This is a genomic window from Cupriavidus sp. BIC8F, assembly GCF_032465815.1.
Classification (GTDB): Bacteria; Pseudomonadota; Gammaproteobacteria; order Burkholderiales; family Burkholderiaceae; genus Cupriavidus; species Cupriavidus necator.
Genome location: NZ_CP136094.1, coordinates 134,827 through 159,741, shown reverse-complemented (window position 1 = coordinate 159,741; position 24,915 = coordinate 134,827). Strand labels below are relative to the sequence as shown.

Genomic DNA, 24,915 nt, shown 5'->3' with positions numbered 1-24,915 from the left:
GAATGTCGGATAGTCCAAAAACACTCTTGCTCGTCGACGGATCGAGCTATCTGTATCGCGCTTATCACGCTCTGCCGGACCTGAGGAATGGGGAGGGTCTGCCCACAGGGGCAATCTACGGCATGATCAACATGCTGCGCAAGTTGCGCAACGACTACCCGGCAGAGTATAGCGCCTGCGTGTTCGACGCAAAGGGCAAGACCTTCCGCGATGACATGTATCCGGCCTACAAGGAACATCGCCCGTCGATGCCGGAAGACCTGGCGCGCCAGATCGAGCCGATCCATGAGGCCGTGCGCGCCATGGGCTGGCCGATCGTGGTGGTGGACGGCGTGGAGGCCGACGACGTGATCGGCACGCTGTCGCGCCAGGCCACGGAGCAGGGCGTGCGCACGGTGGTGTCCACCGGCGACAAGGACCTGGCGCAGCTGGTCAACGACCAGGTCACGCTGGTCAACACCATGAGCGGCGAGGTGCTCGATCCCGCTGGCGTGGTGGCCAAGTTCGGCGTGCCGCCTGAGCGCATCATCGACTACCTGTCGCTGATCGGTGATGCGGTGGACAACGTGCCGGGCGTGCCCAAGGTGGGTCCCAAGACCGCGGTCAAATGGCTGGCCGAGCATGGCTCGCTCGACGGCGTGATGGCGGCCGCCCCCGGCATCAAGGGCGTGGTGGGCGAGAACCTGCGCAATACGCTGGACTGGCTGCCGATGGCGCGCCAGCTGGTCACGGTCAAGACCGACTGCGACCTCTGCGCCGCGGTGGCGGACTTCCACGCACTGCGCGAAATCGGCGAGGACAAGGACAAGCTGGTGGCGTTCTTCTCGCGCTACGGCTTCAAGACCTGGCTGCGCGAAGCGACCGGCGAAAGCCTGCCCGATGCCCGCGCCCAGGCCCGCGCCCGCGCGGCCGCAGCCCCCGCGCAAGGCGGCCTGTTCGATGCGCCGTCCGCGGCCGGCGAAGCCGAGGCACCGGCAGTGGACGAGGCTGCGCCGACCGAGATCCGCTACCAGACGGTCAGCACCGAGGCCCAGCTGGAAGACTGGATGCGGCGCATCGAGGCCGCGCCGCTGGTGGCGATCGACACCGAGACCACCTCGCTGGACCCGATGCAGGCGCAGCTGGTCGGCATTTCGCTGTCGGTCGTGCCGGGCGAGGCCTGCTATATCCCGGTGGCGCACCGCGGCCCGGACGTGGCCGGGCTGCCCGACCACGGCCAGCTGTCGCGCGAGTTCGTGCTGGGGCGCATGCGTGCGTGGCTGGAAGATGCCGGCCGCCCGAAGCTGGGCCAGAACCTCAAGTACGACGTCCATGTCTTTGCCAACCACGGTGTGAAGCTGCGCGGCGTGGCGCACGACACCATGCTGCAGAGCTACGTGCTGGCCTCGCACCGCAACCATGGCATGGACAGCCTGGCCGAGCGCCTGCTGAGCCTGAAGACCATCACCTATGAAGAGGTGTGCGGCAAGGGTGCCAGCCAGATCGGCTTCGACCAGATCGACCTGGCGCGCGCTACCGAATACGCTGCCGAAGACGCTGACGTGACGCTGCGCCTGCACCGCAAGATGTTCCCGCAGGTGGAAGCCGCGGCGGGCCTGCGCCGCGTGTATGAAGAGATCGAGATGCCGGTCTCGGTGGTGCTGCAGAAGGTCGAGCGCAACGGCGTGCTGATCGATGCCGAACGCCTGGCCGCACAGAGCGCCGAGCTGGGCCAGCGCATGCTGGCGCTGGAGCAGGCCGCCTACGAGGCCGCCGGCCAGCCCTTCAACCTGGGCTCGCCCAAGCAGATCGGCGAGATCCTGTTCAGCCAAATGAAGCTGCCGGTGGTGAAGAAGACCGCCAGCGGCGCGCCCTCGACCGACGAAGAGGTGCTGCAGAAGCTGGCCGAGGACTACCCGCTGCCCAAGCTGCTGCTGGACTACCGCGGCCTGGCCAAGCTCAAGTCCACCTATACCGACAAGCTGCCGAAGATGGTCAACCCGCAGACCGGCCGCGTGCACACCAGCTACGGCCAGGCCACCGCGGTGACCGGCCGGCTGGCGTCGACCGAGCCCAACCTGCAGAACATCCCGGTGCGCACCGAGGAAGGCCGCCGCATCCGCGAAGCCTTTATCGCCGAGCCGGGCAGCGTGATCGTGTCGGCCGACTATTCGCAGATCGAGCTGCGCATCATGGCCCATATCTCGGGCGACGAGAACCTGCTGCGCGCCTTTGCCAACGGCGAGGACATCCACCGCGCCACCGCCGGCGAGATCTTCGGCGTGGAGCGCGAGGCCGTCAGCAGCGAGCAGCGCCGCTACGCCAAGGTGATCAACTTCGGCCTGATCTACGGCATGAGCGCGTTCGGCCTGGCCGGCAACCTGGGCATCGAGCGCGAGGCCGCCAAGCACTATATCGACCGCTATTTCATGCGCTACCCGGGCGTGGCCCACTACATGGAAGAGACCCGGCAGACCGCGCGCGAGCAAGGCTATGTCGAGACCGTGTTCGGCCGCCGGCTGTGGCTGCCCGACATCAACGGCGGCAGCGGCCCGCGCCGCCAGGCCGCCGAGCGCGCCGCCATCAACGCGCCGATGCAGGGCACCGCTGCCGACCTGATCAAGCTGTCGATGATCGCGGTGCAGGACTGGCTGGAGCGCGACGGGCTGCAGACGCGACAGATCATGCAGGTGCACGATGAACTGGTGCTGGAGGTGCCGGAGCACGAGCTGGAGCTGGTCAAGGTGCGGCTGCCGGAGCTGATGTGCTCGGTGGCGCAGCTGCGCGTGCCGCTGGTGGCAGAAGTGGGCAGCGGCGCCAACTGGGAAGAGGCGCACTGACGAGGCGGCCTGTCAACCAGCCTGCGCCGCCCATGCGTCGTGGTATCGAATGAAGCGACTGCTGAGTCAGGCTTACCGGCTTGCCAGGTATGCTGCAATGCAGCAGACTGTGGCAAACGCCTCAGGCAAGAATTCACAAAAACGCATCAGGTAGACCATGACAGAAACAAAGACGCCTCGCATTGTTGTCGTCGGTGGGGGAGCAGGGGGGCTGGAACTGGTAACGAAGCTGGGCGACAAGCTCGGCCGCAAGGGGCAGGCGCAGGTGGTGCTGGTGGACCGCCTGCCCACCCACATCTGGAAGCCGCTGCTGCATGAAGTGGCAGCCGGCAGCATGGACCCCAACACGCACCAGCTGGAATACGCGGCGCAGGCGCGCTGGCATCACTTCGAGTTCCAGCTGGGCGAGCTGACCGGCATCGACCGCACCCGCAAGACCATCTCGGTGTCGGCCAGCTTCGACGAGGACGGCGCCGAACTGCTGCCGGCGCGCGAGCTGCCCTATGACACGCTGGTGCTGGCGATAGGCTGCGTCACGCATTTCTTCGGCGTGCCGGGCGCGGCCGAGAATGCCATCGCACTGGACGTCGTGGCGCAGGCCGAGCGCTTCCGCAAGCGGCTGATCGCGGCCTGCGTGCGGGCCCAGAACGGGCGCGGGCACGTGGGCGAGGACGGCCGGCCGCGCGTGGACGTGGCCATCATCGGCGCGGGCGCCACCGGCGTGGAGCTGTCGGCCGAGCTGCGCAACACCGCGCACGTGCTCAGCGCCTACGGCCTGCACCAGCTTGACCCGCGCCGCGATGTGCATATCCACGTGATCGAGGCCGGCCCGCGCATCCTGCCGGCGCTGTCCGAGCGGGTCTCGGTCGAGACCGCCAAGCTGCTGAAGAAGCTCGACGTCGATGTCCTGACCAGCGAACGCGTGACCGAGGTCACGCCGCAGGCGGTGCTGACCGCCAGCGGCAAGCATATCGATGCCGACCTGACGGTGTGGGCGGCGGGCATCACCGCGCCGCCGGTGCTGGCCACGCTGGGGTTGCCGGTCAGCCGCCAGGGTCAGATCGTGGTCGGCCCGACGCTGCAGAGCGAGGGCGACCCGGACATCTTCGCCTTCGGCGACTGCGCCAGCTGCCCGTGGCCCGAGAAGCAGACCGCGGTGCCGCCGCGCGCACAGGCCGCGCACCAGCAGGCCACCTTCCTCTACAACGCGCTGCGCGCCCGGCTGGACGGGCGTCCGCTGCCGTCGTTCGCCTTCAAGGACCTCGGCTCACTGGTGTCGCTGGGGCATTTCAGCGCGGTGGGCAGCCTGATGGGCGGGCTGATCGGCGGCTCGATGTTCATCGAAGGGCTGATGGCGCGCGTCATGTACACGTCGCTCTACCGGATGCATGTGATGGCGCTGCACGGCGCCGTGGGCATGGCGCTGGATACCGTCTCGCACTGGCTGCGCCGCAAGACCAGCCCGCGCGTCAAGCTGCACTGACGCGCGCCGGGCCGGGGCTTCCCGCGCTGCACCATGCCGCGCGGGCGGCTGGCGTGCGGGGGTGGCTGCAAAGCCGCCCCATGTTTTCTCCATGTCTGCTTAAAATCTGCCGCTGGCGCCGCATGTCGGCCCAGCCACCAACGATCCTGGAGACACGCATGCTCAAACCGGAAGTGGATAGCCTCGTCCCCGGCCAGACGTTCGACCGCCGCGGGTTTGTCAAGACGGCGCTGGGTTCCGCCTTTGCGGCGGCCGCGCTGCCGGTGATGGCCCAGCAGGCCATCAAGACCGATTTTGCCGGCCTGAGCGCCGGCGAGGTCACCATCCCCTCGGGCGGCTTCAGCATGCCGGCCTACCGCGCCCAGCCCGAAGGCAAGAAGAACCTGCCGGTGGTGCTGGTGGTCAGCGAGATCTTCGGCGTGCACGAGCATATCGCCGACGTCTGCCGGCGCTTTGCCAAGCTCGGCTACCTGGCGATCGGGCCGGAACTGTTCGCGCGCCAGGGCGATCCGCAGAGCTTCGGCACCATCCAGGAGCTGCAGCGCGAGGTGATCGCCAAGGTGCCTGACGCGCAGGTGATGGGCGACCTGGACGCCGCGGTGGCCTGGGCCGGTGCCAACGGCGGCGACGTGTCGCGCCTGGCCATCACCGGCTTCTGCTGGGGCGGGCGCATGACCTGGCTCTATGCCGCGCACAGCAAGCGCCTGAAGGCCGCCGTGGCCTGGTACGGCCAGCTGGCGCCCGAGCCGACCCCGCTCAAGCCGAAGAACCCCATCGACCTGGTCGGCCAGCTCCGTGCCCCCGTACTAGGCCTGTATGGCGGCAAGGACACCGGCATCCCGCTGGAGCAAGTGGAGAGGATGAAGTCCGCGCTGGCCGCGTCGTCCGACCCGGACGCCAAGGCCTCGCGCTTTATCGTCTACCCCGAATCCGGCCATGCCTTCCATGCCGACTACCGGCCCAGCTACCGTGAAGCCGACGCCAGGGATGGCTGGCAGAAATGCCTGGACTGGTTCAGGCAGCACGGCGTGGCCTGATCCGGCCGTCCGGGCGCCGCGAGGCGCCTCTCGCCCGACAGCAGGATTGCAAAGTCCCGGCGGATACGTACAATGCGGCCTTTGAGTTATTGCAACATTGTTGCGTTAGCCGCCCGGCGCGATGCGGGCGGAACGGCGGGGCCGCCCGGTACCGCCACCCCGGGAGCCCATCATCCATTCGACGCTTTTGTATATCCTGCTCGCCGCCACGATCTCGGGGGTGGGCAGCATCTTCGGGGCGGCGCTGCTGTCGCTGACGGTGGCGTCCCGCGTGGTCGAGCGCATGGTGAGCTTTTCGGTGGGCGTGCTGCTGGCCACCGCGCTGCTGCATTCCCTGCCCGAGGCATTCGAGTCCGGCGCCGACCCGCGCGCGCTGTTCGGCACGCTGCTGGCGGGGCTGCTGGGTTTCTTCCTGCTGGAAAAGATCTCGCTGCTGCGCCACTCGCACCACCACGAGGGCGACGGGCACCACCATCATCACGGCCATGACCGCGAGGAAGCGGGCCGCAGCGGCCTGACCATCCTGGTCGGCGACACCTTCCACAACTTTGCCGACGGCATTGTGATCGCGGCGGCCTTCCTGGCCGATCCGCATATCGGCGTGGTCACCGCGCTGGCGATCGCGGCGCACGAGATCCCGCAGGAAGTGGGCGACTTCATCGTGCTGCTCAACGCCGGCTTCTCCAAGGCGCGTGCCTTCGCTTTCAACCTGCTGTCGAGCCTGGCGGCCATCGCGGGCGGCGTGGTCGGGTATTTCCTGCTCGACCAGTTGAGCGGCTGGATCCCGTATGTGCTGGTGATTGCCGCCAGCAGCTTCCTCTATATCGCGGTCAGCGACCTGATGCCCCAGATGCAGCGCAAGCCGCGCTGGCGCGAGTCGGCGATCCAGGTGGTGCTGGTGGCCGCGGGCATCTCGGCGATCGTCTTCATCACCAACGGCGTGCACGAGAGTCACAGCCACGGCGGGCACGGCCATATAGCGCCCGCCGCGCCCATTGCCTCGTCACGCTGACCTCAGGCGGCACCGGTAGCGACCGGGCGCGCCGGGTCGGCGCACCATTCGCTCCATGATCCCGGATACAGCGCCGCGCCGCCCAGGCCGGCCGCTTCCAGCGCCAGCAAGTTGTGGCAGGCCGTGACGCCGGAGCCGCACTGCATCACTGCCTGCGCCGGGGCGCGTGCGCCCAGCACTGCGCCGAATTCCGCGCGCAGGGTCTCGGCCGGCTTGAAGCGGCCGTCCGTTCCCAGGTTGTCCTTGAAGAAGCGGTTGGCCGCGCCGGGGATATGGCCGCCAACCGGGTCCAGCGTCTCGTTTTCGCCGCGGAAGCGGTCGGGGGCGCGCGCATCCACTACCAGCAGTGAGGCGCGCTCGAGGTTGTCCACCAGCGCGGCGGCGTCGACGGTCGGCACCAGCGACTTGCGGCGTTGGAACTTGCCGGGGAACTCCGGCTCTTGCGCGGCATCGTGTTCCAGCGGCAGGCCGGCCTTGACCCAGGCGTCCTTGCAGCCGTCGAGCACGGCCACGGCATCGTGGCCGAGCCAGCGCAGCAGCCACCACAGCCGTGCGGCGAACATGCCGCCCTGCGCATCGTAGGCCACTACCGGGGTGTCGTCGTCCACGCCCAGCGCCTGCAGGCGCGCCGCCAGGCCGTCGGCATCGGGCAGGGGGTGGCGGCCGTTGCTGCCGGTCTTGGGGCCGGACAGCTCGTTGTCCAGATGCAGGTAGAAGGCGCCGGGCAGGTGGCCGGTGCGGTAGGCCTCGCGGCCGGCGGCCGGGTCGGCCAGGTCAAAGCTGCAGTCGATCACGACGCAGCCGCCGGGAGTGGCCAGCAGCGATTGCAGCGCGGTGACGGAAATCAGCGGTTTCTGCATGGGAATCCTGTTGCGATCGATGGAAATGGGTCTAGTTCACCAGAAGATGCTACACCTCGGGATGGACTTCCGCCTCCGGCGACTTGACCGGCGTGGCCGGCGTGGGCTTGGCATCGGTGCCCTGGCGCGCGCGCATCAGCGTGGTGGCGATGCCGCTGGCGATGATCAGCCCCATGCCCAGCCACGACAGCCAGTTCAGCCGGTCGGACCAGATCAGCATGCCCCACACGCTGGAAAAGACGATGCCGGCGTATTGCAGGTTGGCGGTCAGCAGCGTGTTGCCGCGCTTGTAGGCGCGCGTCATCGCGGTCTGGCCCAGCGTGGCCAGGATGCCGATGGCCAGCAGCAGGCCGGCGCCGTACCAGGTGTGCGGGCTGGTGCCGCCCAGCAGCATCCACGCCAGCCCGGCGATCATGCCGACCAGCGAGAAATAGAACACGATGCGGCCCTCTGGCTCGCCCAGCTGGCCGAGCTGGCGCACCTCGACATAGGCCAGCGCCGTGAACATGCCCGAGATCAGCCCGACCAGGCCGCCGGTCAGCTGGTCCTTGCCAACTGAAGGCTGCAGCAGGCAGATCACGCCGGCAAAGGACAGCAGGATCGCCAGCACCAGGCGCCGGTCGGCATTGCCGCCGGTGCCGGCCAGCGCCGCGCCGGCGCCCAGGATCAGCGCGATCCACACCGGCGACATGTAGTTCAGCGTCATCGCGGTGGCCAGCGGCAGCAGCGAGATCGAGGTGAACCACAGCATCAGCGCGGTCACGCCGAACACGCTGCGCTTGATGTGCGACAGCATGTAGGGGGTGCGCACCGGGACCCCGCGCGAGGACAGCAGCACCCACATGATGACCACGCTGATCAGGCCGCGATAGAAGACGATCTCGCCGGTGGTGTAGAGATCGGATGCCAGCTTGACGCCAACCCCCATCAACGAGAAGGCGAAGGCGGCGAACAGCATCCAGAGCGATTGCATGGCGAGGGCGTGGTGAAGCGAAGCGGGAAGGAGAGGCGTCCGGCGCGCGAGCGGGGGCTTTGTGTCTGGCCTCGCGTCGCGAAAGCGGTCTGGCGCGGCGGCATGCACTGCCGGCACGGGACAATGATTCTAGCAGCGCACTTCGCGTCCCAAAGAAAAACGGACCGCCCTGGCAGTCCGTTCGTGCGTGCGTTGTGCGGTTATCGCACTAGCCGGCGTAAGCCATGGCGCGGCGATACCACTCGTGGAAATGCTGCATGCCGTCTTCCATCGGCGACTGGTACGGGCCGACCTCGCTGGTGCCGCGCTTGAGCAGCGCCAGCCGGCCGGCGTCCATGCGCTCGGCGATCTCGTCGTCCTCGATGCAGGTTTCCATGTAGGCGGCGCGCTCGGCGTCGACGAACTCGCGCTCGAACAGCGCGATTTCCTCGGGGTAGTAGAACTCCACCACATTGCGCGTCTTGCGCGGGCCGACCGGGTGCAGCGTCGAGATCACCAGCACGTTCGGGTACCACTCCACCATGATGTTGGGGTAGTAGGTCAGCCAGATCGCGCCATGCTTGGGCAGCACGCCGTCGTTGAAGCGCAGCACCGCGTCGTGCCACTTCTGGTACGTCGGGCTGCCGGGGCGCTTCAGGCCGGCATGCAGGCCTACGGTCTGCACGCTGTGCCACTCGCCGAACTCCCACTTGAGGTCGTCGCACGAGACGAAGCTGCCCAGCCCCGGGTGGAACGGCACGACGTGGTAGTCCTCCAGATAGACCTCGATAAAGGTCTTCCAGTTGTAGTCGCACTCGTGCACCTCGACGTGGTCCAGCATGTAGCCGTCGAAGTTCAGGTCCTGCGCCACGCCCAGTCTGGCCAGGTCGGCGCGCACGTCGCGCTTGCCGTCGAACAGCAGGCCGTTCCAGTTCTGCAGCGGCGAGCGCTTCAGGTGCAGGCAGGGTTGCTTGTCGAAATGCGGCGCGCCGAGCAGCTCGCCCTTCAGGTCGTAGGTCCAGCGGTGCAGGGGGCAGACGATGTTCTGCGCATTGCCGCGGCCGTTGAGCATAATGGCCTGGCGGTGGCGGCAGACGTTGGACATCAGTTCGATGCCGGCGGTGTTGCGTACCAGCATGCGGCCTTCGTCCTCGGCCCTGAGCGTGTGGTAGTCGCCGACTTCCGGAACCATCAGCTCGTGGCCGATATAGCCCGGGCCATTCCTGAACAGCAGTTCGAGTTCTTGTTGATGCAGCGCTTCGTCGAAATAGACGCCGACGGGCAGTTGCGAATCAGCCGGCGCCAGCTTGAGCGCGGTGCTGAGATTGGACATTATCCCCACTCCCAGATGAACAGGTGAAAGCAGTGAACAACCCAACCATCGAAAATTGAATCGATTTGGGAAAGACAGTCGCCAGGTCGGGAGAGACTCCCATGCACCCCTGGCGGCGAACGGGGGATTGTACCCGAGCCAAAAAGTTAAGGGCCTGATTTTTTTGCCTTTTTAGCGAAAAAGTCGACCCGGGTCGTCATCTGGGTGCCGTACCGGGCGCATTCGGAAAGACGACCCGAGCGCACAAGTCACATATGCCCCAAAGGCACTCGTCGGAGGCTGCCCCGCGAATGCGCAAGGATAGGGCAAGGGCCGGCTTTGGCGTAAAATCCGGGCTTCCCCATCCGGGTTTCCTTATGATTCGACCGGATTCCATATTTCCAGGGCCAGACATGCCAAAAACGATGACCGCTCCGGTCCAGACTGACGACACCTCCGCGGCCTCGGCGCCGCCCGCTTCCTACGAAGCGGCAATGGCCGAGCTCGAGACCCTGGTGGCCAGCATGGAGAGCGGCGAACTGCCGCTCGAGGCATCGCTGGCGGCCTACCGCCGAGGCGCCGAGCTGGTGCGCTACTGCCAGCAAAAGCTGGAGCGCGTGGAGCAGCAGGTCAAGGTGCTGGAGGGCGACGTGCTCAAGCCGCTGGCCGGCGAAGGCAGTGGTGCAAACGGTGGCAATGGCGGCGCGTTGGGGGCGGACGACGAATGACCGACTTCGCCCAATGGATGCAGGCGCAGGGCGCCCGGACCGAAGCCGCGCTGCAGGCAGCGTTGCCCGATGCCAACACCGTGCCGCATACGCTGCACGAAGCCATGCGATATGCTGCACTGAGCGGCGGCAAGCGCGTGCGGCCGCTGCTGGTGCATGCCGCCGGCGAGGTCAGCGGGGCGGCCCCGGCCGCCTGCGACGCGGCGGCCTGCGCGGTGGAGATGATCCACGCCTATTCGCTGGTGCACGACGACATGCCCTGCATGGATGACGACGACCTGCGCCGCGGCCGGCCCACCGTGCACAAGGCCTATGACGAGGCCACCGCATTGCTGGTCGGCGACGCGCTGCAGACCCAGGCCTTTATCGTGCTGGCCGGTGCCGGGGCGATCGCACCCGCGGCGCGGCTGCACCTGGTGGCCGAACTGGCGCTGGCGTCGGGCTCGACCGGCATGGCCGGCGGCCAGGCGATAGACCTGCAGAACGTGGGCCGGGCCATGACACGCGAGGCGCTCGAGGCCATGCACCGCATGAAAACCGGCGCGCTGTTGCGCGCCAGTGTGCGCATGGGTGCACTATGTGGTGAAATCGATGCCCAGGGCCTGGCTGCGCTGGACCGCTATGCGGCGGCAGTGGGATTGGCGTTCCAGGTGGTTGACGATATTCTGGACGTCACTGCCGATACCGCCACGCTCGGCAAGACCGCCGGCAAGGACGCCGCCCATGACAAGCCGACCTATGTATCGCTGATGGGACTTGACCCGGCACGCGCACTGGCCGGGACACTGCGCGCAGAGGCACATGAGGCGCTGGCCGGCTTTGGCGAGCGCGCGGACCGCCTGCGGGACCTGGCGGACCTGATCGTGCTGCGCACACATTAAACAGAGAGCCGGCCGAACGGACATCATGACCTACGCACTTCTCAACAAGATTGACGCCCCCGCAGACCTGCGCAAGCTCGACCGGCGCGAGCTCCAGACCCTGGCGGACGAACTGCGCGCCTATGTGCTGGAGTCGGTCTCGCAGACCGGCGGCCACCTGTCGTCCAACCTGGGCACGGTCGAGCTGACCATCGCGCTGCACTACGTCTTCAACACCCCGGACGACCGGCTGGTGTGGGACGTGGGCCACCAGAGCTACCCGCACAAGATCCTGACCGGGCGCCGCGAGCGCATGGGCACGCTGCGCCAGTGGGGCGGCATCTCGGGTTTCCCGCGCCGCAGCGAGAGCGAATACGACACCTTCGGCACGGCGCATTCGTCGACCTCGATCTCGGCCGCGCTGGGCATGGCGCTGGGCGCGCGCACGCTGGGCGAGAAGCGCGTCTCGGTGGCGGTGATCGGCGACGGCGCGATGACCGCGGGCATGGCCTTCGAGGCCCTGAACAACGCCGGCGTCTACAAGGACCTGCCGCTGGTGGTGGTGCTCAACGACAACGACATGTCGATCTCGCCGCCGGTGGGCGCGCTCAACCGCCACCTGGCGCGGCTCTTGAGTGGCCAGTTCTACGCGGCCACCAAGAAGGGCATCGAGAAAGTCCTGTCGGTGGCGCCGCCGGTGCTGGAGTTTGCCAAGCGCTTCGAGGAACATGCCAAGGGCATGATGGTGCCGGCCACGCTGTTCGAGGAATTCGGCTTCAACTACATCGGCCCGATCGACGGCCATGACCTGAACTCGCTGGTGCCGACGCTGCTGAATATCCGCCAGCGCGCGCTCGAGGGTGCCGGCCCGCAGTTCCTGCACGTGGTGACCAAGAAGGGCCAGGGCTACAAGCTGGCCGAGGCCGACCCGATCCTGTACCACGGCCCCGGCAAGTTCAACCCGGCCGAGGGTATCCGCCCGGCGGCCAAGCCGGCGCGCAAGACCTACACCCAGGTGTTCGGCGACTGGCTGTGCGACATGGCCGCGGCTGACAAGCGCCTGGTCGGCATTACCCCGGCGATGCGCGAGGGCTCGGGCATGGTCGAGTTCGAGAAGCGCTTCCCGGACCGCTACTACGACGTGGGCATCGCCGAGCAGCACGCCGTGACCTTCGCTGGCGGCATGGCCTGCGAAGGCCTGAAGCCGGTGGTGGCGATCTACTCGACCTTCCTGCAGCGCGGCTATGACCAGCTGATCCACGACGTGGCGCTGCAGAACCTGCCAGTGGTGTTTGCGCTGGACCGCGCCGGCCTGGTCGGCGCCGACGGCGCCACGCACGCGGGTGCCTACGATATCGCCTACCTGCGCTGCATCCCCAACATGATGGTGATGACGCCGTCCGACGAGAACGAGTGCCGTCAGCTGCTGACCACGGCATTCCACCAGACCTGCCCGAGCGCCGTGCGCTATCCGCGCGGCTCCGGCCCGGGCGCGGCCATTGCCGCCGAGCTCACCACCTTGCCGGTCGGCAAGGGCGTGATGCGCCGCGAGGGCGGTGCGCGCGCGGGACATCGCGTGGGCTTCCTGGCGTTCGGCTCGATGGTGCACCCGGCCCTGGGCGCCGCCGAGGCGCTGGACGCCGCGGTCGCCGACATGCGCTTCGTCAAGCCGCTCGACGCGGAGCTGGTCAAACGCCTGGCCGCGGAGAACGACTACCTGGTGACGGTGGAAGAGGGCAGCGTGATGGGCGGCGCCGGCAGCGCCGTGCTGGAGGTACTGGCCGAGGCCGGCATCGACAAGCCGGTGCTGACGCTGGGCCTGCCCGACCGCTTCGTCGACCACGGCGACCCGGCCTACCTGCTGCAGCAATGCGGCCTGGATGCGGCCGGCATCGAGCGCTCGGTGCGCGAGCGCTTCGGGCTGGACCAGCCCAAGGTCACGGTCGCCTCGCGCGTGGCCTGATCACCTGCTGTCCCGAAGGGGATTCGGCCCTCGCACCACGAGTGCGTCCGAATTCCCTTAAACTCCCCTTTTTTGTGTTCGCAGCTGCGGGCCGGCGTGCCATTTGCCGGATCCCGTGGTTTCACACTCGTTGCGCGGCATGGATGGACTGCGAAAATGCCGCGACCGTAAGGGCTCGTGCCGCTCCCCCTGGGCGCGACCCTGGAGGAAACCGTAGATGAATGACATCAATCCCGCCTTTGTCATGCCCGACGTCCAGTCGAGCCCCGACACCCGCCAGATCCCCATCCAGCGTGTCGGTGTCAAAGGCGTGCGTTACCCCGTGACCCTGAAGACCCCGACCGGCATCGTCCCGACCGTGGGCACCTTCAATCTCGACGTGCACCTGCCGGCGGACCAGAAGGGCACGCATATGTCGCGCTTCGTCGCGCTGCTGGAAGAAGAGCGCGCGCCGCTGGAGCTGGCCAGCTTCCGGCTGATGCTGGACAAGATGCTGGAGAAGCTGGAAGCCGAGGCTGGCCGCATCGAGGTCACCTTCCCGTACTTCATCAGCAAGACCGCGCCGGTGTCGGGCGTGGAGTCACTGCTGGACTACGAGGTGACGCTGACCGGCGAAGTGCGCAACGGCGCCACGCGCGTGTTCCTGAAGGCGCTGGTGCCGGTGACCAGCCTGTGCCCGTGCTCGAAGAAGATCTCGCAGTACGGCGCGCACAATCAGCGTTCGCATATCACCATGGACGTGGAGCTGGCCGGCGAGCTGCCGGTGGAAGCGCTGGTGCGCATGGCCGAGGAAGAGGCCTCGTGCGAGCTGTGGGGCCTGCTCAAGCGCCCCGACGAGAAGTTCGTCACCGAGCGCGCCTATGAGAACCCCAAGTTTGTCGAGGACCTGGTGCGCGATATCGCCATGCGCCTGAATGAGGATGACCGGATCGTGGCGTATGTGCTGGAGGCGGAGAACTTTGAGTCGATCCACAACCACAGCGCGTATGCGGTGATCGAGCGGGACAAGCGCGTCGACTGACCGCGTTGTCGCTGCAATAGAAATAGCCACCGCATGCGGTGGCTATTTTTTTTGGTCCGGTTCAGGCCGCAGAAGGCAGGCGGATATCCGCCAGGTCCCAGCGCGGCGTCACGCCGTAGCCATACTCGTGCCGCGCCAGTTCGGGCGCGGCCTGCAGCCGCATCGCGCCGGCAAACGCGATCATCGCGCCGTTGTCGGTGCAGAACGCCAGGTCCGGGTAATACACGTCGATCTTGCGCTGCTTGCCCATCTGGTCCAGCCGCTCGCGCAACTGCCGGTTGGCACCCACGCCTCCCGCCACCACCAGCCGCTTGTGCCCGGTCTGCTTGAGCGCCGCCATCGACTTGGCGGCCAGCACGTCGACAATGGCATCGACAAAGGCGCGCGCCAGGTTGGCGCGGTCCTGCTCGCAGGTGTTGGCGAGCTTGCGGGTTTGCGTCAGCACCGCGGTCTTCAGCCCGGCGAACGAGAAATCCAGGTTGCCCGAATGCAGCATTGGCCGCGGCAGCGCAAAGGCGCCGGGGATGCCGAATTCGGCCAGCCGCGACACTTCCGGGCCGCCCGGATAGCCCAGGCCCAGCAGCTTGGCGGTCTTGTCGAAGGCTTCGCCGGCGGCGTCGTCCAGGGTTTCGCCCAGCAGCGTGTAGTCGCCGATGCCGCGCACTTCCATCAGTTGCGTATGACCGCCCGACACCAGCAGCGCCACGAACGGGAAGGGCGGCGGCTCAGGTGTCAGCAGCGGCGACAGCAGGTGGCCTTCCAGGTGGTGCACGCCCACCATCGGCACGTTCAGCGCAAAGCCCAGTGCATTGGCCACCGAGGCGCCCACCAGCAGTGCGCCGGCCAGCCCGGGGCCCTGGGTGAAGGCGATGGCGTCGATGTGCTGGCGGGTGCGGCCGGCATCGGCCAGCACCTGCTCCAGCAGCGGCAGCACGCGGCGGATATGGTCGCGCGACGCCAGTTCCGGCACCACGCCGCCGTAGTCGCGGTGCATGGCGATCTGCGAGTGCAGCGCATGCGCAAGCAGGCCGGCCCCGGTGTCATAGAGGGCGAGGCCGGTTTCGTCGCAGGAGGATTCGATGCCGAGGACAAGCATGGGAAGTGCATAGGGCCGTCTCCGGTCAGGAAAACGGCTGTCGAAACAACAGGTTGCAGGAAGCGCGCAGGGTAGCACAGCGGCGCGCGGCGTGCTTTTCGCTACAATCTGCCCTTTCTCTGGCGGTGGCAATACACATGGATGCGCGAGGCGTGCAATGAGCGGGGCAACATCGGCCCGGACGGGCCGGTATGACGTGGCCGTGCTGGGTGCGGGCGCGGCCGGCATGATGTGCGCCGCCGTGGCCGGCCAGAACGGCGCGCGCGTGGTGCTGATCGACCATGCCACCAAGCTGGCCGAAAAGATCCGCATCTCCGGCGGCGGGCGCTGCAATTTCACCAACTTGCAGGCCGGGCCCGCCAACTACCTGTCGTCCAATCCGCACTTCTGCCGCTCGGCGCTGGCGCGCTACACGCCGCAGGATTTCCTTGGCCTGATGCGCCGCTACGGCATCGACTGGCATGAGAAGCATCGCGGCCAGCTGTTCTGCAACGACAGCGCCGAAGACGTGATCGCCATGCTGCGCGCCGAATGCGACACCGGCCAAGTGCGCTGGCAGACCGGCTGCACCGTGGCCGAGATCCGGCGCGAGGGCGACGACTTCCTGCTGCTCACCGCCACCGGCACGGTACGGGCCGGGGCGCTGGTGGTGGCCACCGGCGGGCTGTCGATCCCCAAGATCGGCGCCACCGACTTTGGCTATCGCATCGCGCGGCAGTTCGGGCTGGGCATCGTCGAAACCCGGCCGGCGCTGGTGCCGCTGACCTTCGATGGCAAGGACTGGGCGCCGTTCGCGCCGCTGGCCGGCGTGTCGCTGGAAGTGGATGTCGCCACCGGCAACGGCAAGGCGGCCGGAGCCTTCCGCGAAGACCTGCTGTGGACGCACCGCGGCCTGTCTGGCCCGGCCGTGCTGCAGATCTCCAGCTACTGGCGCCCCGGCACGCCGATCGCCATTGACCTGTTTGATGGCGAGGATGCCGCCGCCTGGCTGCTGGAGCAGAAGGCCGGCAGCCGCAAGCATCTGGGCAACCTGCTGGCGCAACGGCTTCCGGCGCGGCTGGCCGATGCCTGGTGCGCGGCCTCGGGCGTGGATGCAACCATGCCGCTGCATGATGTGACCGACAAGGCCCTGCGCAAGCTTGGCGCCACGCTCAACGGCTGGCGCATCGTGCCGTCGGGCACCGAGGGCTACCGCAAGGCCGAGGTCACGCTGGGCGGGGTTGACACGCGGGCGCTGTCGTCAACCTCCATGATGGCCCGCGAGGTGCCGGGCCTGTATTTCATCGGCGAGGTGGTGGACGTGACCGGCTGGCTGGGCGGCTACAACTTCCAGTGGGCATGGGCGTCCGCGGTGGCGGCGGGGCAGGCCGCGGCAGAGGCATCGCGCACCGCTTCGGCAGGGCAATCGGTAGCCCAGGGATAGTCCGGCGATGGCCGGAGGAGCAGTAGGCGGCACTCGAGAAGTGTCCGCTGCACGCCACTTCCCCGTTGGATTGTTGATGCTACAATCCAGAACTTCGTAGAGCCGCTTATCCCGAAAATTCCTTATTTTCTGGCCAAATGACCACGATCCATCTCAAGGAAAACGAGCCTTTTGAAGTTGCCATGCGCCGTTTCAAGCGCATCATCGAGAAGAACGGTCTGCTCCCGGAACTGCGGGCGCGCGAGTTTTACGAAAAGCCTACCGCCGCGCGCAAGCGCAAGAAGGCAGCCGCCGAAAAGCGCCATTACAAGCGCATCCGCGGCCAGATGCTGCCGAAGAAGCTGTACTGACCCGGCGCTCCCGCTTGCATCCGACCCGCTGTGGCATACGCTTCGGCGGGTTTTTGCGTTCTGGGCCTTGCAGCGGGCGGCCGCCGCCGCCACCTGTGAGTGTCCACCCACTTTCTGGAAGATCACGATGTCCCTCAAAGCCCGTATCAGCGAAGACATGAAGGCCGCCATGCGCGCCCGCGAAACGGAGCGCCTCGGCACCATCCGCCTGCTGCTGGCCGCTATCAAGCAGCGCGAAGTCGATGAGCGCGTGGAGCTGGACGATACCGCCGTGCTGGCCGTGGTCGAAAAGCTGATCAAGCAGCGCAAGGATTCGATCTCGCAGTTCCAGCAGGCGGGCCGCAACGACCTGGCAGACAAGGAGTCGGCGGAAGTCGAGGTGCTGAAGGCCTACATGCCCGCCGCGCTGTCGGACGAGGAAGTCGCCGCCGAAGTCCAGCAGGCCGTTGCCGCCACTGGCGCCGCCGGTCCGCAGGACATGGGCAAGGTCATGGGCGTGCTCAAGGGCAAGCTGGCCGGCCGTGCCGACATGACCGCCGTTTCGGCCCTGGTCAAGGCCGCACTCGCAGCAAAGTAAATACTGATTTAATCGGTTGCGAGCAAGATAAGCGCCGAATCTGCGTGGTTCGGTGCAGTTGCACGGAGATGTCAGGCAGTCCGGGCGGCCCTATCACGCTGCACTACAATATTCCGATAGCAGCCGGGCGCCGCACCGGTCACGCATTCCTAAAAGAAGCCGCCCGCCGCGGGACGGCCATGCCTCAGGACGGTCAGTCGGGTGATTCCGCAATCCTTTATTCAGGACCTGCTCAACCGTGTCGACATAGTCGATGTGGTGGGCAAGTATGTGCAGCTGAAGAAGGGCGGCGCCAACTTCATGGGGCTGTGCCCCTTCCACAACGAGAAATCACCGTCATTCACGGTGTCGCCGACCAAGCAGTTCTACCACTGCTTCGGATGTGGCGCCCACGGCTCGGCCATCGGCTTCCTGATGGAGTTTTCCGGCCAGTCCTACCCGGAAGCGGTGCGCGAACTGGCCCAGTCGGTCGGCATGAGCGTGCCGGAAGAGCGCGACCGGCTGCCGCCCGGGCAGCGCGCGGAGCAGCAGGCCCGATCGATTGCGCTGTCCGACGCCATGACCCGCGCCACCGATTTCTACCGCCGCCAGCTGCGCGGCGCGCCGCAGGCGATCCAGTACCTGAAGGGCCGCGGCCTGACCGGCGAGATCGCCGCGAACTTCGGCCTGGGCTATGCGCCGGATGACTGGCAGGGCCTGGAGACCGTGTTCGGCAGCTATCGTGATGACAACGTGGCGGCGCCGCTGGTCGAGTGTGGCCTTCTGATCGAAAGCGAGAAGCGCGATGCGGACGGCAAGCCGCGCCGCTATGACCGCTTCCGCGACCGCATCATGTTCCCTATCCGCAACACCAAGGGGGCCGTGATCGGCTTCGGCGGCCGCGTGATGGGGCAGGGCGAGCCCAAGTACCTGAACTCGCCCGAAACCCCGCTGTTCAGCAAGGGCACGGAGTTGTACGGGCTGTTCGAGGCCCGTCACGCGATCCGGGAAACCGGCTACGTGCTGGTGGTCGAAGGGTATATGGACGTCGTGGCGCTGGCCCAGCTCGGTTTTGCCAATGCCGTTGCCACCCTGGGCACGGCGTGCACTCCTGTGCACGTGCAGAAGCTGCTGCGCCAGACCGACGCCGTGGTGTTCTCGTTCGACGGCGACTCTGCCGGGCGCCGCGCGGCCCGGCGCGCGCTGGAAGCCTGCCTGCCGCACGTGGCGGACAACAAGGCCATCCGCTTCCTGTTCCTGCCGGCCGAGCACGATCCGGACAGCTATGTGCGCGAAGAGGGCACCGAGGCCTTCGCCACCCAGGTGCGCAACGCCATGCCGCTGTCGCGTTTCCTGCTGCAGTCGGTCACCGAGGACCTGGACCTGCGCCAGCCCGAAGGCCGCGCCCGGGCCCAGTACGAGGCCAAGCCGCTGCTGCAGGCCATGCCCGCCGGCGGCCTGAGGCTACAGATTGTGCGCGAACTTGCCGATGCCACGGGGACAACACCCGCGGAGATCGAAGCCATTTGCGGCCTGCGCAGCGACCCGGCCCGCGTCGGCCGCTTCGCCCAGCCGCGCCCGCGCACCCGCCGCCAGGCCCCGACCGGGCTGGAGCAGCGGGTGATCCAGCTGCTGATGTGCTATCCGGCGCTGTCGGCAAGGCTTGACGAGGATGCGCGCGCGCTGCTGCTGGGCGGCGAGAGCGGCGACAGTGAAGTGCTGGCGCACCTGGTGGAGGCGTGCGACAGCGTGCAGGGCGAGGTCAATTTTGCGGCCTTCAGCGAACACCTGGCCCAGTCGCCCTATGCCGAGGTGTATGCCGTGGCACGTACCGCGGTGCTGCGAGAAGAGATCGAAGAGGCACCTGCAATACAGGATTTCGATGCGGCCATTACCAAGCTGCTGGCCGAGCCGCTGCGGCGCGAACTCGACGGCCTGCAGGCGGAGGTGGTGGCCGGCACGGCCGATGAAGCGGCCAAGCAGCGCATGCGCTGGCTGGTGGGAGAAATCCACCGGCGGCGCCAACTTGGCTGAGGCGCCTGCGGGTGCCCTGGTCATCAACCAGGAGACAGCAGTAAGCGTTGGATAAGGGACTGGGCCCGGCCCCGCCGAGCTTAAGCCTTGATTTTTCAGGTGAAAACCTCACCTGACAGGGAGCCGGCTCTGCGTGGCGTGCTACAATAGCCGGTTTGGATTGCGAAATCTTTCTCTCCAGTTCTGGTGAAAGTGAGCGTGCCAATGGCAAAGGCCAAAGCAACCGAAAGGGTTACCTCTAAAGCTCCCCAATCAGGGAGCGGCAAGGCGTCTGTGAAAACAACGGCGGCGAAGACATCGACCGCGTCAGTCAAGACACCAGCCCGGTCTGCGCCATCAAAGTCCGTGCGTAGCGCGCAAGCGCCCGCCGTGACGACTCCCACCAGGACTCGCACATCCGAAAAGACAAAGGCCTCGACTTCGGCACGCGAGAGCGGCAAGAGCGCCAGTACGAGCGGCAAGGTCGCCGCATCTGCACCAGTGAAAGGTAAGAGTATCACCGTGGCGAAACAGCAGAATACCGAAGTCGAGAGCAAGCGAGCGGCAGCCGCCGGCGCCAAGAGTGGGGAAGCCAAGGCCGGCACCACCACTACGGCAACCAAGGCGCGTGCCGCGACACCTGCATCCGTTGCATCCGAGCGTCCCGCTGCGCCGGCAATCAAGCCGGAGCCGAAAAAGCGTGGCCGCAAGCCCAAGGCCGAGATGCAGCACGACGACAGCACAACAGACGACGTGACTGAAGAGTTTTACGAGAACGATGCGCGCCCGGCGGCAACCCCGGCCGCGGCGCCGAAGACCGAAAAGCAGAAGGCCAAGGACCGCAAGGCCAAGGAAAAGGCCCTGCTCAAGGAGTTCGCCTCGACCCAGCAGGGCACCGAGGAAGAGCTTGAGCTGCGCCGCCAGAAACTCAAGGCGCTGATCAAGCTGGGCAAGTCGCGCGGCTACCTGACCTACGCGGAAATCAACGATCACCTGCCGGACGACATGGTCGATTCGGAAACGATCGACACGCTGGTCGCCACGCTGAACGACATCGGCATCGCTGTCTACGAACAAGCGCCGGATGCCGAGACGCTGCTGCTCAACGATAACGCCCCGTCTGCCACCAGCGAGGAAGAAGCCGAGGAAGAGGCCGAAGCGGCCCTGTCCACGGTGGACTCCGAGTTCGGCCGCACCACCGACCCGGTGCGCATGTACATGCGCGAAATGGGCACGGTCGAGCTGCTGACGCGCGAAGGCGAAATCGAGATCGCCAAGCGCATCGAGGCCGGCCTGAAGGACATGGTGATGGCGATTTCGGCTTGCCCGGTCACCATCTCCGAGATCCTGGCCCATGCCGAGCGCGTGGCCAACGACGAGATCAAGATCGACGAATTCGTCGACGGCCTGATCGACCCGAACGCCGAGGAAGTGGCCGAGTCTTCGGCCGCCGCCGCTGCGCCTGCCGCTGAAGAGGACCTCGAGTCCGACGACGAGGAAGACGCCGACGAGGACGAGGACGATGAAGGCGGCGCCGGTGCCGGCGCCTCCGCGCGCCAGCTGGAAGAACTGAAGCAGAACGCGCTGGAGAAATTCCGCGTGATCGCCGAGCAGTTCGACAAGATGCGCCGCGCGTTCGAGAAGGAAGGCTACAACTCCAAGCCCTACGTCAAGGCACAGGAAGCCATCCAGGCCGAGCTGATGGGGATCCGCTTCACCGCCCGCAATGTCGAGCGCCTGTGCGACACGCTGCGCGGCCAGGTGGACGAAGTGCGCAAGCTCGAGCGTGCCATCCTGAACACCATCGTGGACAAGTGCGGCATGCCGCGCGCAGAGTTCGTCGCCCGCTTCCCGGGCAACGAGACCAACCTCGAGTGGGTCCACACCATCGTCGCCGACGGCAAGCCCTACAGCACCATCGTCGAGCGCAATGTGCCGGCCGTGCATGAGCTGCAGCAGAAGCTGATCGACCTGCAGTCGCGCGTGGTGCTGCCGCTGAAGGAACTGAAGGGCGTCAACCGCAAGATGGCCGAGGGCGAGCGTCGTGCCCGCGAAGCCAAGCGCGAGATGACCGAGGCCAACCTGCGCCTGGTGATCTCGATCGCCAAGAAGTACACCAACCGCGGCCTGCAGTTCCTCGACCTGATCCAGGAAGGCAACATCGGCCTGATGAAGGCGGTGGACAAGTTCGAATACCGCCGCGGCTACAAGTTCTCGACGTACGCCACGTGGTGGATCCGCCAGGCCATCACGCGCTCGATCGCCGACCAGGCGCGCACCATCCGTATCCCGGTGCACATGATCGAGACGATCAACAAGATGAACCGCATCTCGCGCCAGATCCTGCAGGAAACCGGCAATGAGCCGGATCCGGCAACGCTGGCCGAGAAGATGGAGATGCCGGAAGACAAGATCCGCAAGATCATGAAGATCGCCAAAGAGCCGATCTCCATGGAAACGCCGATCGGTGACGACGACGACTCCCATCTGGGCGACTTCATCGAGGACACCAACACGCTGGCCCCGGCCGAGGCGGCACTGCACGGCTCCATGCGCGACGTCGTCAAGGACGTGCTGGACTCGCTCACGCCGCGCGAAGCCAAGGTGCTGCGCATGCGCTTCGGCATCGAAATGAGCACCGACCACACGCTGGAAGAGGTCGGCAAGCAGTTCGACGTCACGCGTGAACGGATCCGCCAGATCGAGGCCAAGGCACTGCGCAAGCTGCGCCACCCGAGCCGCTCGGACAAGCTGAAGAGCTTCCTGGAAGGCAACTAAACGCTTCCAAGGGCCTCTAGCTCATGCCTGGTTAGAGCAGCGGACTCATAATCCGTTGGTGCCGTGTTCGACTCACGGGAGGCCCACCAATGTGAAAAGGGCCTGCAGGTTTCACCTGCAGGCCCTTTTTTCTTGCCTCGAACTACCGCTCAATCCTGCGCCGTCACCAACCCCATAGCCGGATCGCTAACCGTATGCCTGCCGGTCTCCACTCGCCCGGCAAAGCGTCGATAGAAGGCCGGGTCGCTGTCGCACGTCACCGCAAAGTCATACCACTGCCCGCTTTCCTCCAGCGACCAATACACGGATTTGTCGCCGGTGGCGCCGACGGTGACCGGCCACGGGCCATCGGTTCGATACGCGAGCGCCTGGATGTTGAAGTGGCAGGCCCTGCGGCCGGCGTTGATCAGGTCGACGTAGACATCGCCGTTGGCAATGTCGTAGCAGACGCGGATCTCCGGTGCGATGCCGGTGTCGCCGATGCGGTTGGTATCGCCGCGGAAATGGCGGTGGAAGCCGTTGGGGCCCAGCACCCACAGGTCGTATTGCCCGGTGTTGTCCTGAAACACGTTCCAGGTGTCGCTCAGGGACTTGCCGGCTTCCACGACATAACGGCGCGGAATGCGTCCCAGCTGGTAGCGGTCGTAGACGTGGAACACCGCGGCTTGCGTGCCGGTGTTGGCGAACACCAGTTCGACCTGCCCCACGGCGCTGCAGCGCGCGCTGGTGTGCAGTTCATACGGCAGCGCGCGTGACGGGCGGGTGCCGGTGGCCTGCAGCGGCAATTGCATGTCGACCGGCAGCGGCACCGCGGGCAGGGCCTGCTGGGCCTTGCGCAGCTGGTCGGCGTCGCTGCGCGTGGTGCGGCCGCCCAGCGTGGGCAGGGCTTCCGAGTTGGGCGTCTTGAAGTTGAACGCGCTGGTCAGGTCGCCGCAGACGGCGCGGCGGAACGGGCTGATGTTGGGTTCGGCCACGCCGAACCGCGCTTCCAGGAAGCGCAGCACGGAGGTGTGGTCGAACACCTGGGAATTGACCCAGCCGCCGCGGCTCCACGGCGAGATCGCGTAAAGCGGCACGCGCGGCCCGGGACCGTAGACGCGGCCGTCAGCAGCGGGCTGGGTCGTGCTGCCCGGCGGCGCCGGATGGTTGAAGTATTCGGCCTGCATCTCGGCATCGCTCAGCGTCGCCTTGCCGGCCAGCGTCTTGTCGGGGTTCACCGAAGGCGCGGAGGGGGAGGGGACGTGGTCGAAGTAGCCGTCGTTCTCGTCGAAGTTGACCAGCAGCACGGTCTTGCTCCAGACCTCGGGCACGGCGGTCAGCGCGTCCAGGACTTCCTGCAGGAACCACGCGCCCTGGACCGGGCTGGACGGGCCGGGATGCTCGCAGTAGATCGATGGCGCGTTGATCCAGGAAACCTGCGGCAGCCTGCCTTCCTTGATGTCGCGGCGGAAGGCGTCGAGGTATTCCTCGGGTTTGGTACCGGGCAGAGTGTTGGCCACGCCCTTGTACAGCGGGTTGGCGGCATTGTCGGTGGCCGCATCGTAGGCGTGGTACGGCAGCGGCTGGCCGGTGTTGGCATAGGGCGCGCCCGGCGCGCCGCCGCTGGATACCGGGAAGCCCGACGCCAGGTTGGCCTTGCGGAACTGCTGGAACGCGCCCAGCATGTTGTCGCCCCATTCGTCCGGCATGTTCTGGTAGCAGATCCAGCTGATGCCGGCTGCTTCCAGCCGCTCAGCGTAGGTCGTCCAGGTGTAGCCGGTGTTGGCCGAGGCGGGCAGGCCGTCGATTGCGTCCCACTCATTGTTGACGAAGGCGACGTTGGCGGCGGTGGGGCCGTTGGTGCCGGTCAGGTGGAACGAACGGTTCGCGTCTGTGCCGGTATGCATCGAGCAGTGGTATGCGTCGCACAGCGTAAAGGCATTGGCCAGCGCGAACTGGAACGGGACCTCTTTTTCCTTGAAGTAGCCCATCGACGTATTGGTCTTGTACGTCGGCCAGTTGGCCATGCGGCCGTGGTCCCAGGCCTGTTGGCTGTCCACCCAGGCATGCGGCGTGCCGGCCGCGCGCTGCGCGTTGTTGTTGGTGCCATCCAGGTGATACGGGGTCAGCACGGCGCCGTTGGAGCGCTGTTGCTGCCATACCTTGCGCGCATTGGGCAGCGGGATGGTGAAGCGGTCGCCGAACCCGCGCACGCCCTTGAGCGTGCCGAAGTAGTGGTCGAAGGAACGGTTCTCCTGCATCAGGATCACCACATGCTCGACGTCCTTGATGGTGCCGGTGGCATTGTTGGCCGGGATGGCCAGGGCCTTGCGGATGCTGGGCGGGAACGCGGCCAGCGCGGCGGCGGCGAAGCCGGTGCCGGCTGCGGCTTGCAGGAAGTTGCGGCGAGAGACCATGGTCTTGTCGGATTGCGTCGGGACTTGTGTTGTCAGGGGGCGCAGCGGATCACCGGGTCGGGCCGCTTGTCTGGCTTCTTGCCGGGCTGTTCTGGTTGTGCGTTCGGCGTGGCCGTCGCGGTCGGCGACAGGTTGCCGCCGCCGTCATCGCCACCGCATGCGGTGAGCAATGCCGCCGCGACCAGGGTCGCGGCGAGGGTTCTTGGGAGTTTGCAGGGGAGCATCGGGTTCGCCTGGCTGGGTTGGTGTGGCGGCT

Annotated in this window: 20 protein-coding genes and 1 tRNA gene; 14 read left to right on the top strand and 7 right to left on the bottom strand. The window is 66.8% G+C overall.

Annotated elements, in window-relative coordinates; translation table 11 throughout:
* The first annotated feature begins 2 nt into the window (after positions 1-2).
* From polA to RS901_RS00725, 4 genes are all read left to right on the top strand, one after another.
* Positions 3-2,819 carry a DNA polymerase I gene (polA, locus tag RS901_RS00740; protein WP_316150913.1) on the top strand — a complete coding sequence of 939 codons (2,817 nt, stop codon included), beginning with the start codon at positions 3-5 and terminating at the stop codon, positions 2,817-2,819.
* A 157-nt stretch (positions 2,820-2,976) separates the two neighbouring features.
* The gene (locus tag RS901_RS00735; protein WP_316150912.1) at positions 2,977-4,302 is read left to right on the top strand and encodes an NAD(P)/FAD-dependent oxidoreductase; all 1,326 of its coding nucleotides are present in this window, start codon (positions 2,977-2,979) and stop codon (positions 4,300-4,302) included.
* A 158-nt stretch (positions 4,303-4,460) separates the two neighbouring features.
* Positions 4,461-5,339 (top strand): dienelactone hydrolase family protein, encoded by an 879-nt coding sequence (locus RS901_RS00730; RefSeq protein ID WP_316150910.1) that lies wholly within the window; start codon positions 4,461-4,463, stop codon positions 5,337-5,339.
* A 121-nt stretch (positions 5,340-5,460) separates the two neighbouring features.
* Complete coding sequence (locus tag RS901_RS00725; protein WP_011615804.1) at positions 5,461-6,351, top strand: ZIP family metal transporter; 891 nt, start codon at positions 5,461-5,463, stop codon at positions 6,349-6,351.
* A 2-nt stretch (positions 6,352-6,353) separates the two neighbouring features.
* Here the strand turns inward: RS901_RS00725 and RS901_RS00720 are convergent, their stop codons facing one another.
* The 3 genes from RS901_RS00720 to RS901_RS00710 all read right to left on the bottom strand — a co-directional run bounded on the left by RS901_RS00720 (position 6,354) and on the right by RS901_RS00710 (position 9,496).
* A complete protein-coding gene (locus RS901_RS00720; RefSeq protein ID WP_316150907.1) occupies positions 6,354-7,211 on the bottom strand; it encodes a sulfurtransferase in 858 nt (285 codons plus the stop codon).
* A gap of 49 nt (positions 7,212-7,260) precedes the next feature.
* On the bottom strand, positions 7,261-8,184 hold the full coding sequence (locus RS901_RS00715; RefSeq protein WP_013957535.1) for a DMT family transporter: 924 nt from the start codon (positions 8,182-8,184) through the stop codon (positions 7,261-7,263).
* 208 nt (positions 8,185-8,392) lie between these two features.
* Positions 8,393-9,496: an aromatic ring-hydroxylating dioxygenase subunit alpha gene (locus RS901_RS00710; RefSeq protein ID WP_316150905.1), complete on the bottom strand. Its 1,104-nt coding sequence runs from the start codon at positions 9,494-9,496 to the stop codon at positions 8,393-8,395.
* 392 nt (positions 9,497-9,888) lie between these two features.
* Between RS901_RS00710 and RS901_RS00705 the strand changes: the two genes are divergently transcribed.
* From RS901_RS00705 to folE2, 4 genes are all read left to right on the top strand, one after another.
* Entirely contained in the window at positions 9,889-10,203 is a 315-nt protein-coding gene (locus tag RS901_RS00705; RefSeq protein ID WP_316150903.1) for an exodeoxyribonuclease VII small subunit, read from the top strand.
* Positions 10,200-11,084, top strand: a complete 885-nt coding sequence (locus tag RS901_RS00700) for a farnesyl diphosphate synthase (protein WP_316150902.1) — start codon at positions 10,200-10,202, stop codon at positions 11,082-11,084. The genes RS901_RS00705 and RS901_RS00700 overlap by 4 nt, the downstream gene beginning before the upstream one ends.
* Positions 11,085-11,109: 25 nt before the next feature.
* Positions 11,110-13,026: a 1-deoxy-D-xylulose-5-phosphate synthase gene (dxs, locus tag RS901_RS00695; RefSeq protein WP_316150901.1), complete on the top strand. Its 1,917-nt coding sequence runs from the start codon at positions 11,110-11,112 to the stop codon at positions 13,024-13,026.
* Between the two features lie 217 nt (positions 13,027-13,243).
* Positions 13,244-14,047, top strand: a complete 804-nt coding sequence (gene folE2 / locus RS901_RS00690; protein WP_316150900.1) for a GTP cyclohydrolase FolE2 — start codon at positions 13,244-13,246, stop codon at positions 14,045-14,047.
* Positions 14,048-14,108: 61 nt separating this feature from the next.
* On the opposite strand, the gene tsaD is transcribed toward folE2, so the two are convergent.
* The gene (gene tsaD / locus RS901_RS00685; RefSeq protein ID WP_316150899.1) at positions 14,109-15,143 is read right to left on the bottom strand and encodes a tRNA (adenosine(37)-N6)-threonylcarbamoyltransferase complex transferase subunit TsaD; all 1,035 of its coding nucleotides are present in this window, start codon (positions 15,141-15,143) and stop codon (positions 14,109-14,111) included.
* A gap of 157 nt (positions 15,144-15,300) precedes the next feature.
* On the opposite strand from tsaD, the gene RS901_RS00680 reads away from it, so the two are divergent.
* From RS901_RS00680 to dnaG, 4 genes are all read left to right on the top strand, one after another.
* Complete coding sequence (locus tag RS901_RS00680) at positions 15,301-16,566, top strand: NAD(P)/FAD-dependent oxidoreductase (RefSeq protein ID WP_316150898.1); 1,266 nt, start codon at positions 15,301-15,303, stop codon at positions 16,564-16,566.
* 137 nt (positions 16,567-16,703) lie between these two features.
* Positions 16,704-16,916, top strand: a complete 213-nt coding sequence (rpsU, locus tag RS901_RS00675) for a 30S ribosomal protein S21 (protein ID WP_316150897.1) — start codon at positions 16,704-16,706, stop codon at positions 16,914-16,916.
* Positions 16,917-17,043: 127 nt separating this feature from the next.
* On the top strand, positions 17,044-17,493 hold the full coding sequence (locus RS901_RS00670) for a GatB/YqeY domain-containing protein (RefSeq protein WP_013957526.1): 450 nt from the start codon (positions 17,044-17,046) through the stop codon (positions 17,491-17,493).
* Positions 17,494-17,694: 201 nt separating this feature from the next.
* Positions 17,695-19,506: a DNA primase gene (dnaG, locus tag RS901_RS00665; RefSeq protein ID WP_316150896.1), complete on the top strand. Its 1,812-nt coding sequence runs from the start codon at positions 17,695-17,697 to the stop codon at positions 19,504-19,506.
* Positions 19,507-19,601: 95 nt separating this feature from the next.
* Here dnaG and RS901_RS00660 read toward each other — a convergent pair whose 3' ends face one another.
* On the bottom strand, positions 19,602-19,967 hold the full coding sequence (locus RS901_RS00660; protein WP_316150895.1) for a hypothetical protein: 366 nt from the start codon (positions 19,965-19,967) through the stop codon (positions 19,602-19,604).
* 19 nt (positions 19,968-19,986) lie between these two features.
* On the opposite strand from RS901_RS00660, the gene rpoD reads away from it, so the two are divergent.
* Together rpoD and RS901_RS00650 are read left to right on the top strand one after the other, a co-directional pair.
* Positions 19,987-22,263: an RNA polymerase sigma factor RpoD gene (gene rpoD, locus RS901_RS00655; RefSeq protein ID WP_316150894.1), complete on the top strand. Its 2,277-nt coding sequence runs from the start codon at positions 19,987-19,989 to the stop codon at positions 22,261-22,263.
* 10 nt (positions 22,264-22,273) lie between these two features.
* Positions 22,274-22,352: transfer RNA gene (locus RS901_RS00650), tRNA-Ile, on the top strand.
* A 60-nt stretch (positions 22,353-22,412) separates the two neighbouring features.
* On the opposite strand, the gene RS901_RS00645 is transcribed toward RS901_RS00650, so the two are convergent.
* The gene (locus tag RS901_RS00645; protein ID WP_316150893.1) at positions 22,413-24,659 is read right to left on the bottom strand and encodes a phosphocholine-specific phospholipase C; all 2,247 of its coding nucleotides are present in this window, start codon (positions 24,657-24,659) and stop codon (positions 22,413-22,415) included.
* 32 nt (positions 24,660-24,691) lie between these two features.
* Positions 24,692-24,883 (bottom strand): hypothetical protein, encoded by a 192-nt coding sequence (locus RS901_RS00640; RefSeq protein WP_316150892.1) that lies wholly within the window; start codon positions 24,881-24,883, stop codon positions 24,692-24,694.
* Positions 24,884-24,915: the final 32 nt, after the last annotated feature.

Coding starts and splice junctions, on each gene's coding strand:
- polA (WP_316150913.1), top strand. CDS start 3: ATGTCGGATAGTCCAAAAACACTCTTGCTCGTCGACGGATCGAGCTAT.
- RS901_RS00735 (WP_316150912.1), top strand. CDS start 2,977: ATGACAGAAACAAAGACGCCTCGCATTGTTGTCGTCGGTGGGGGAGCA.
- RS901_RS00730 (WP_316150910.1), top strand. CDS start 4,461: ATGCTCAAACCGGAAGTGGATAGCCTCGTCCCCGGCCAGACGTTCGAC.
- RS901_RS00725 (WP_011615804.1), top strand. CDS start 5,461: ATGCGGGCGGAACGGCGGGGCCGCCCGGTACCGCCACCCCGGGAGCCC.
- RS901_RS00720 (WP_316150907.1), bottom strand. CDS start 7,211: ATGCAGAAACCGCTGATTTCCGTCACCGCGCTGCAATCGCTGCTGGCC.
- RS901_RS00715 (WP_013957535.1), bottom strand. CDS start 8,184: ATGCAATCGCTCTGGATGCTGTTCGCCGCCTTCGCCTTCTCGTTGATG.
- RS901_RS00710 (WP_316150905.1), bottom strand. CDS start 9,496: ATGTCCAATCTCAGCACCGCGCTCAAGCTGGCGCCGGCTGATTCGCAA.
- RS901_RS00705 (WP_316150903.1), top strand. CDS start 9,889: ATGCCAAAAACGATGACCGCTCCGGTCCAGACTGACGACACCTCCGCG.
- RS901_RS00700 (WP_316150902.1), top strand. CDS start 10,200: ATGACCGACTTCGCCCAATGGATGCAGGCGCAGGGCGCCCGGACCGAA.
- dxs (WP_316150901.1), top strand. CDS start 11,110: ATGACCTACGCACTTCTCAACAAGATTGACGCCCCCGCAGACCTGCGC.
- folE2 (WP_316150900.1), top strand. CDS start 13,244: ATGAATGACATCAATCCCGCCTTTGTCATGCCCGACGTCCAGTCGAGC.
- tsaD (WP_316150899.1), bottom strand. CDS start 15,143: ATGCTTGTCCTCGGCATCGAATCCTCCTGCGACGAAACCGGCCTCGCC.
- RS901_RS00680 (WP_316150898.1), top strand. CDS start 15,301: ATGAGCGGGGCAACATCGGCCCGGACGGGCCGGTATGACGTGGCCGTG.
- rpsU (WP_316150897.1), top strand. CDS start 16,704: ATGACCACGATCCATCTCAAGGAAAACGAGCCTTTTGAAGTTGCCATG.
- RS901_RS00670 (WP_013957526.1), top strand. CDS start 17,044: ATGTCCCTCAAAGCCCGTATCAGCGAAGACATGAAGGCCGCCATGCGC.
- RS901_RS00645 (WP_316150893.1), bottom strand. CDS start 24,659: ATGGTCTCTCGCCGCAACTTCCTGCAAGCCGCAGCCGGCACCGGCTTC.
- RS901_RS00640 (WP_316150892.1), bottom strand. CDS start 24,883: ATGCTCCCCTGCAAACTCCCAAGAACCCTCGCCGCGACCCTGGTCGCG.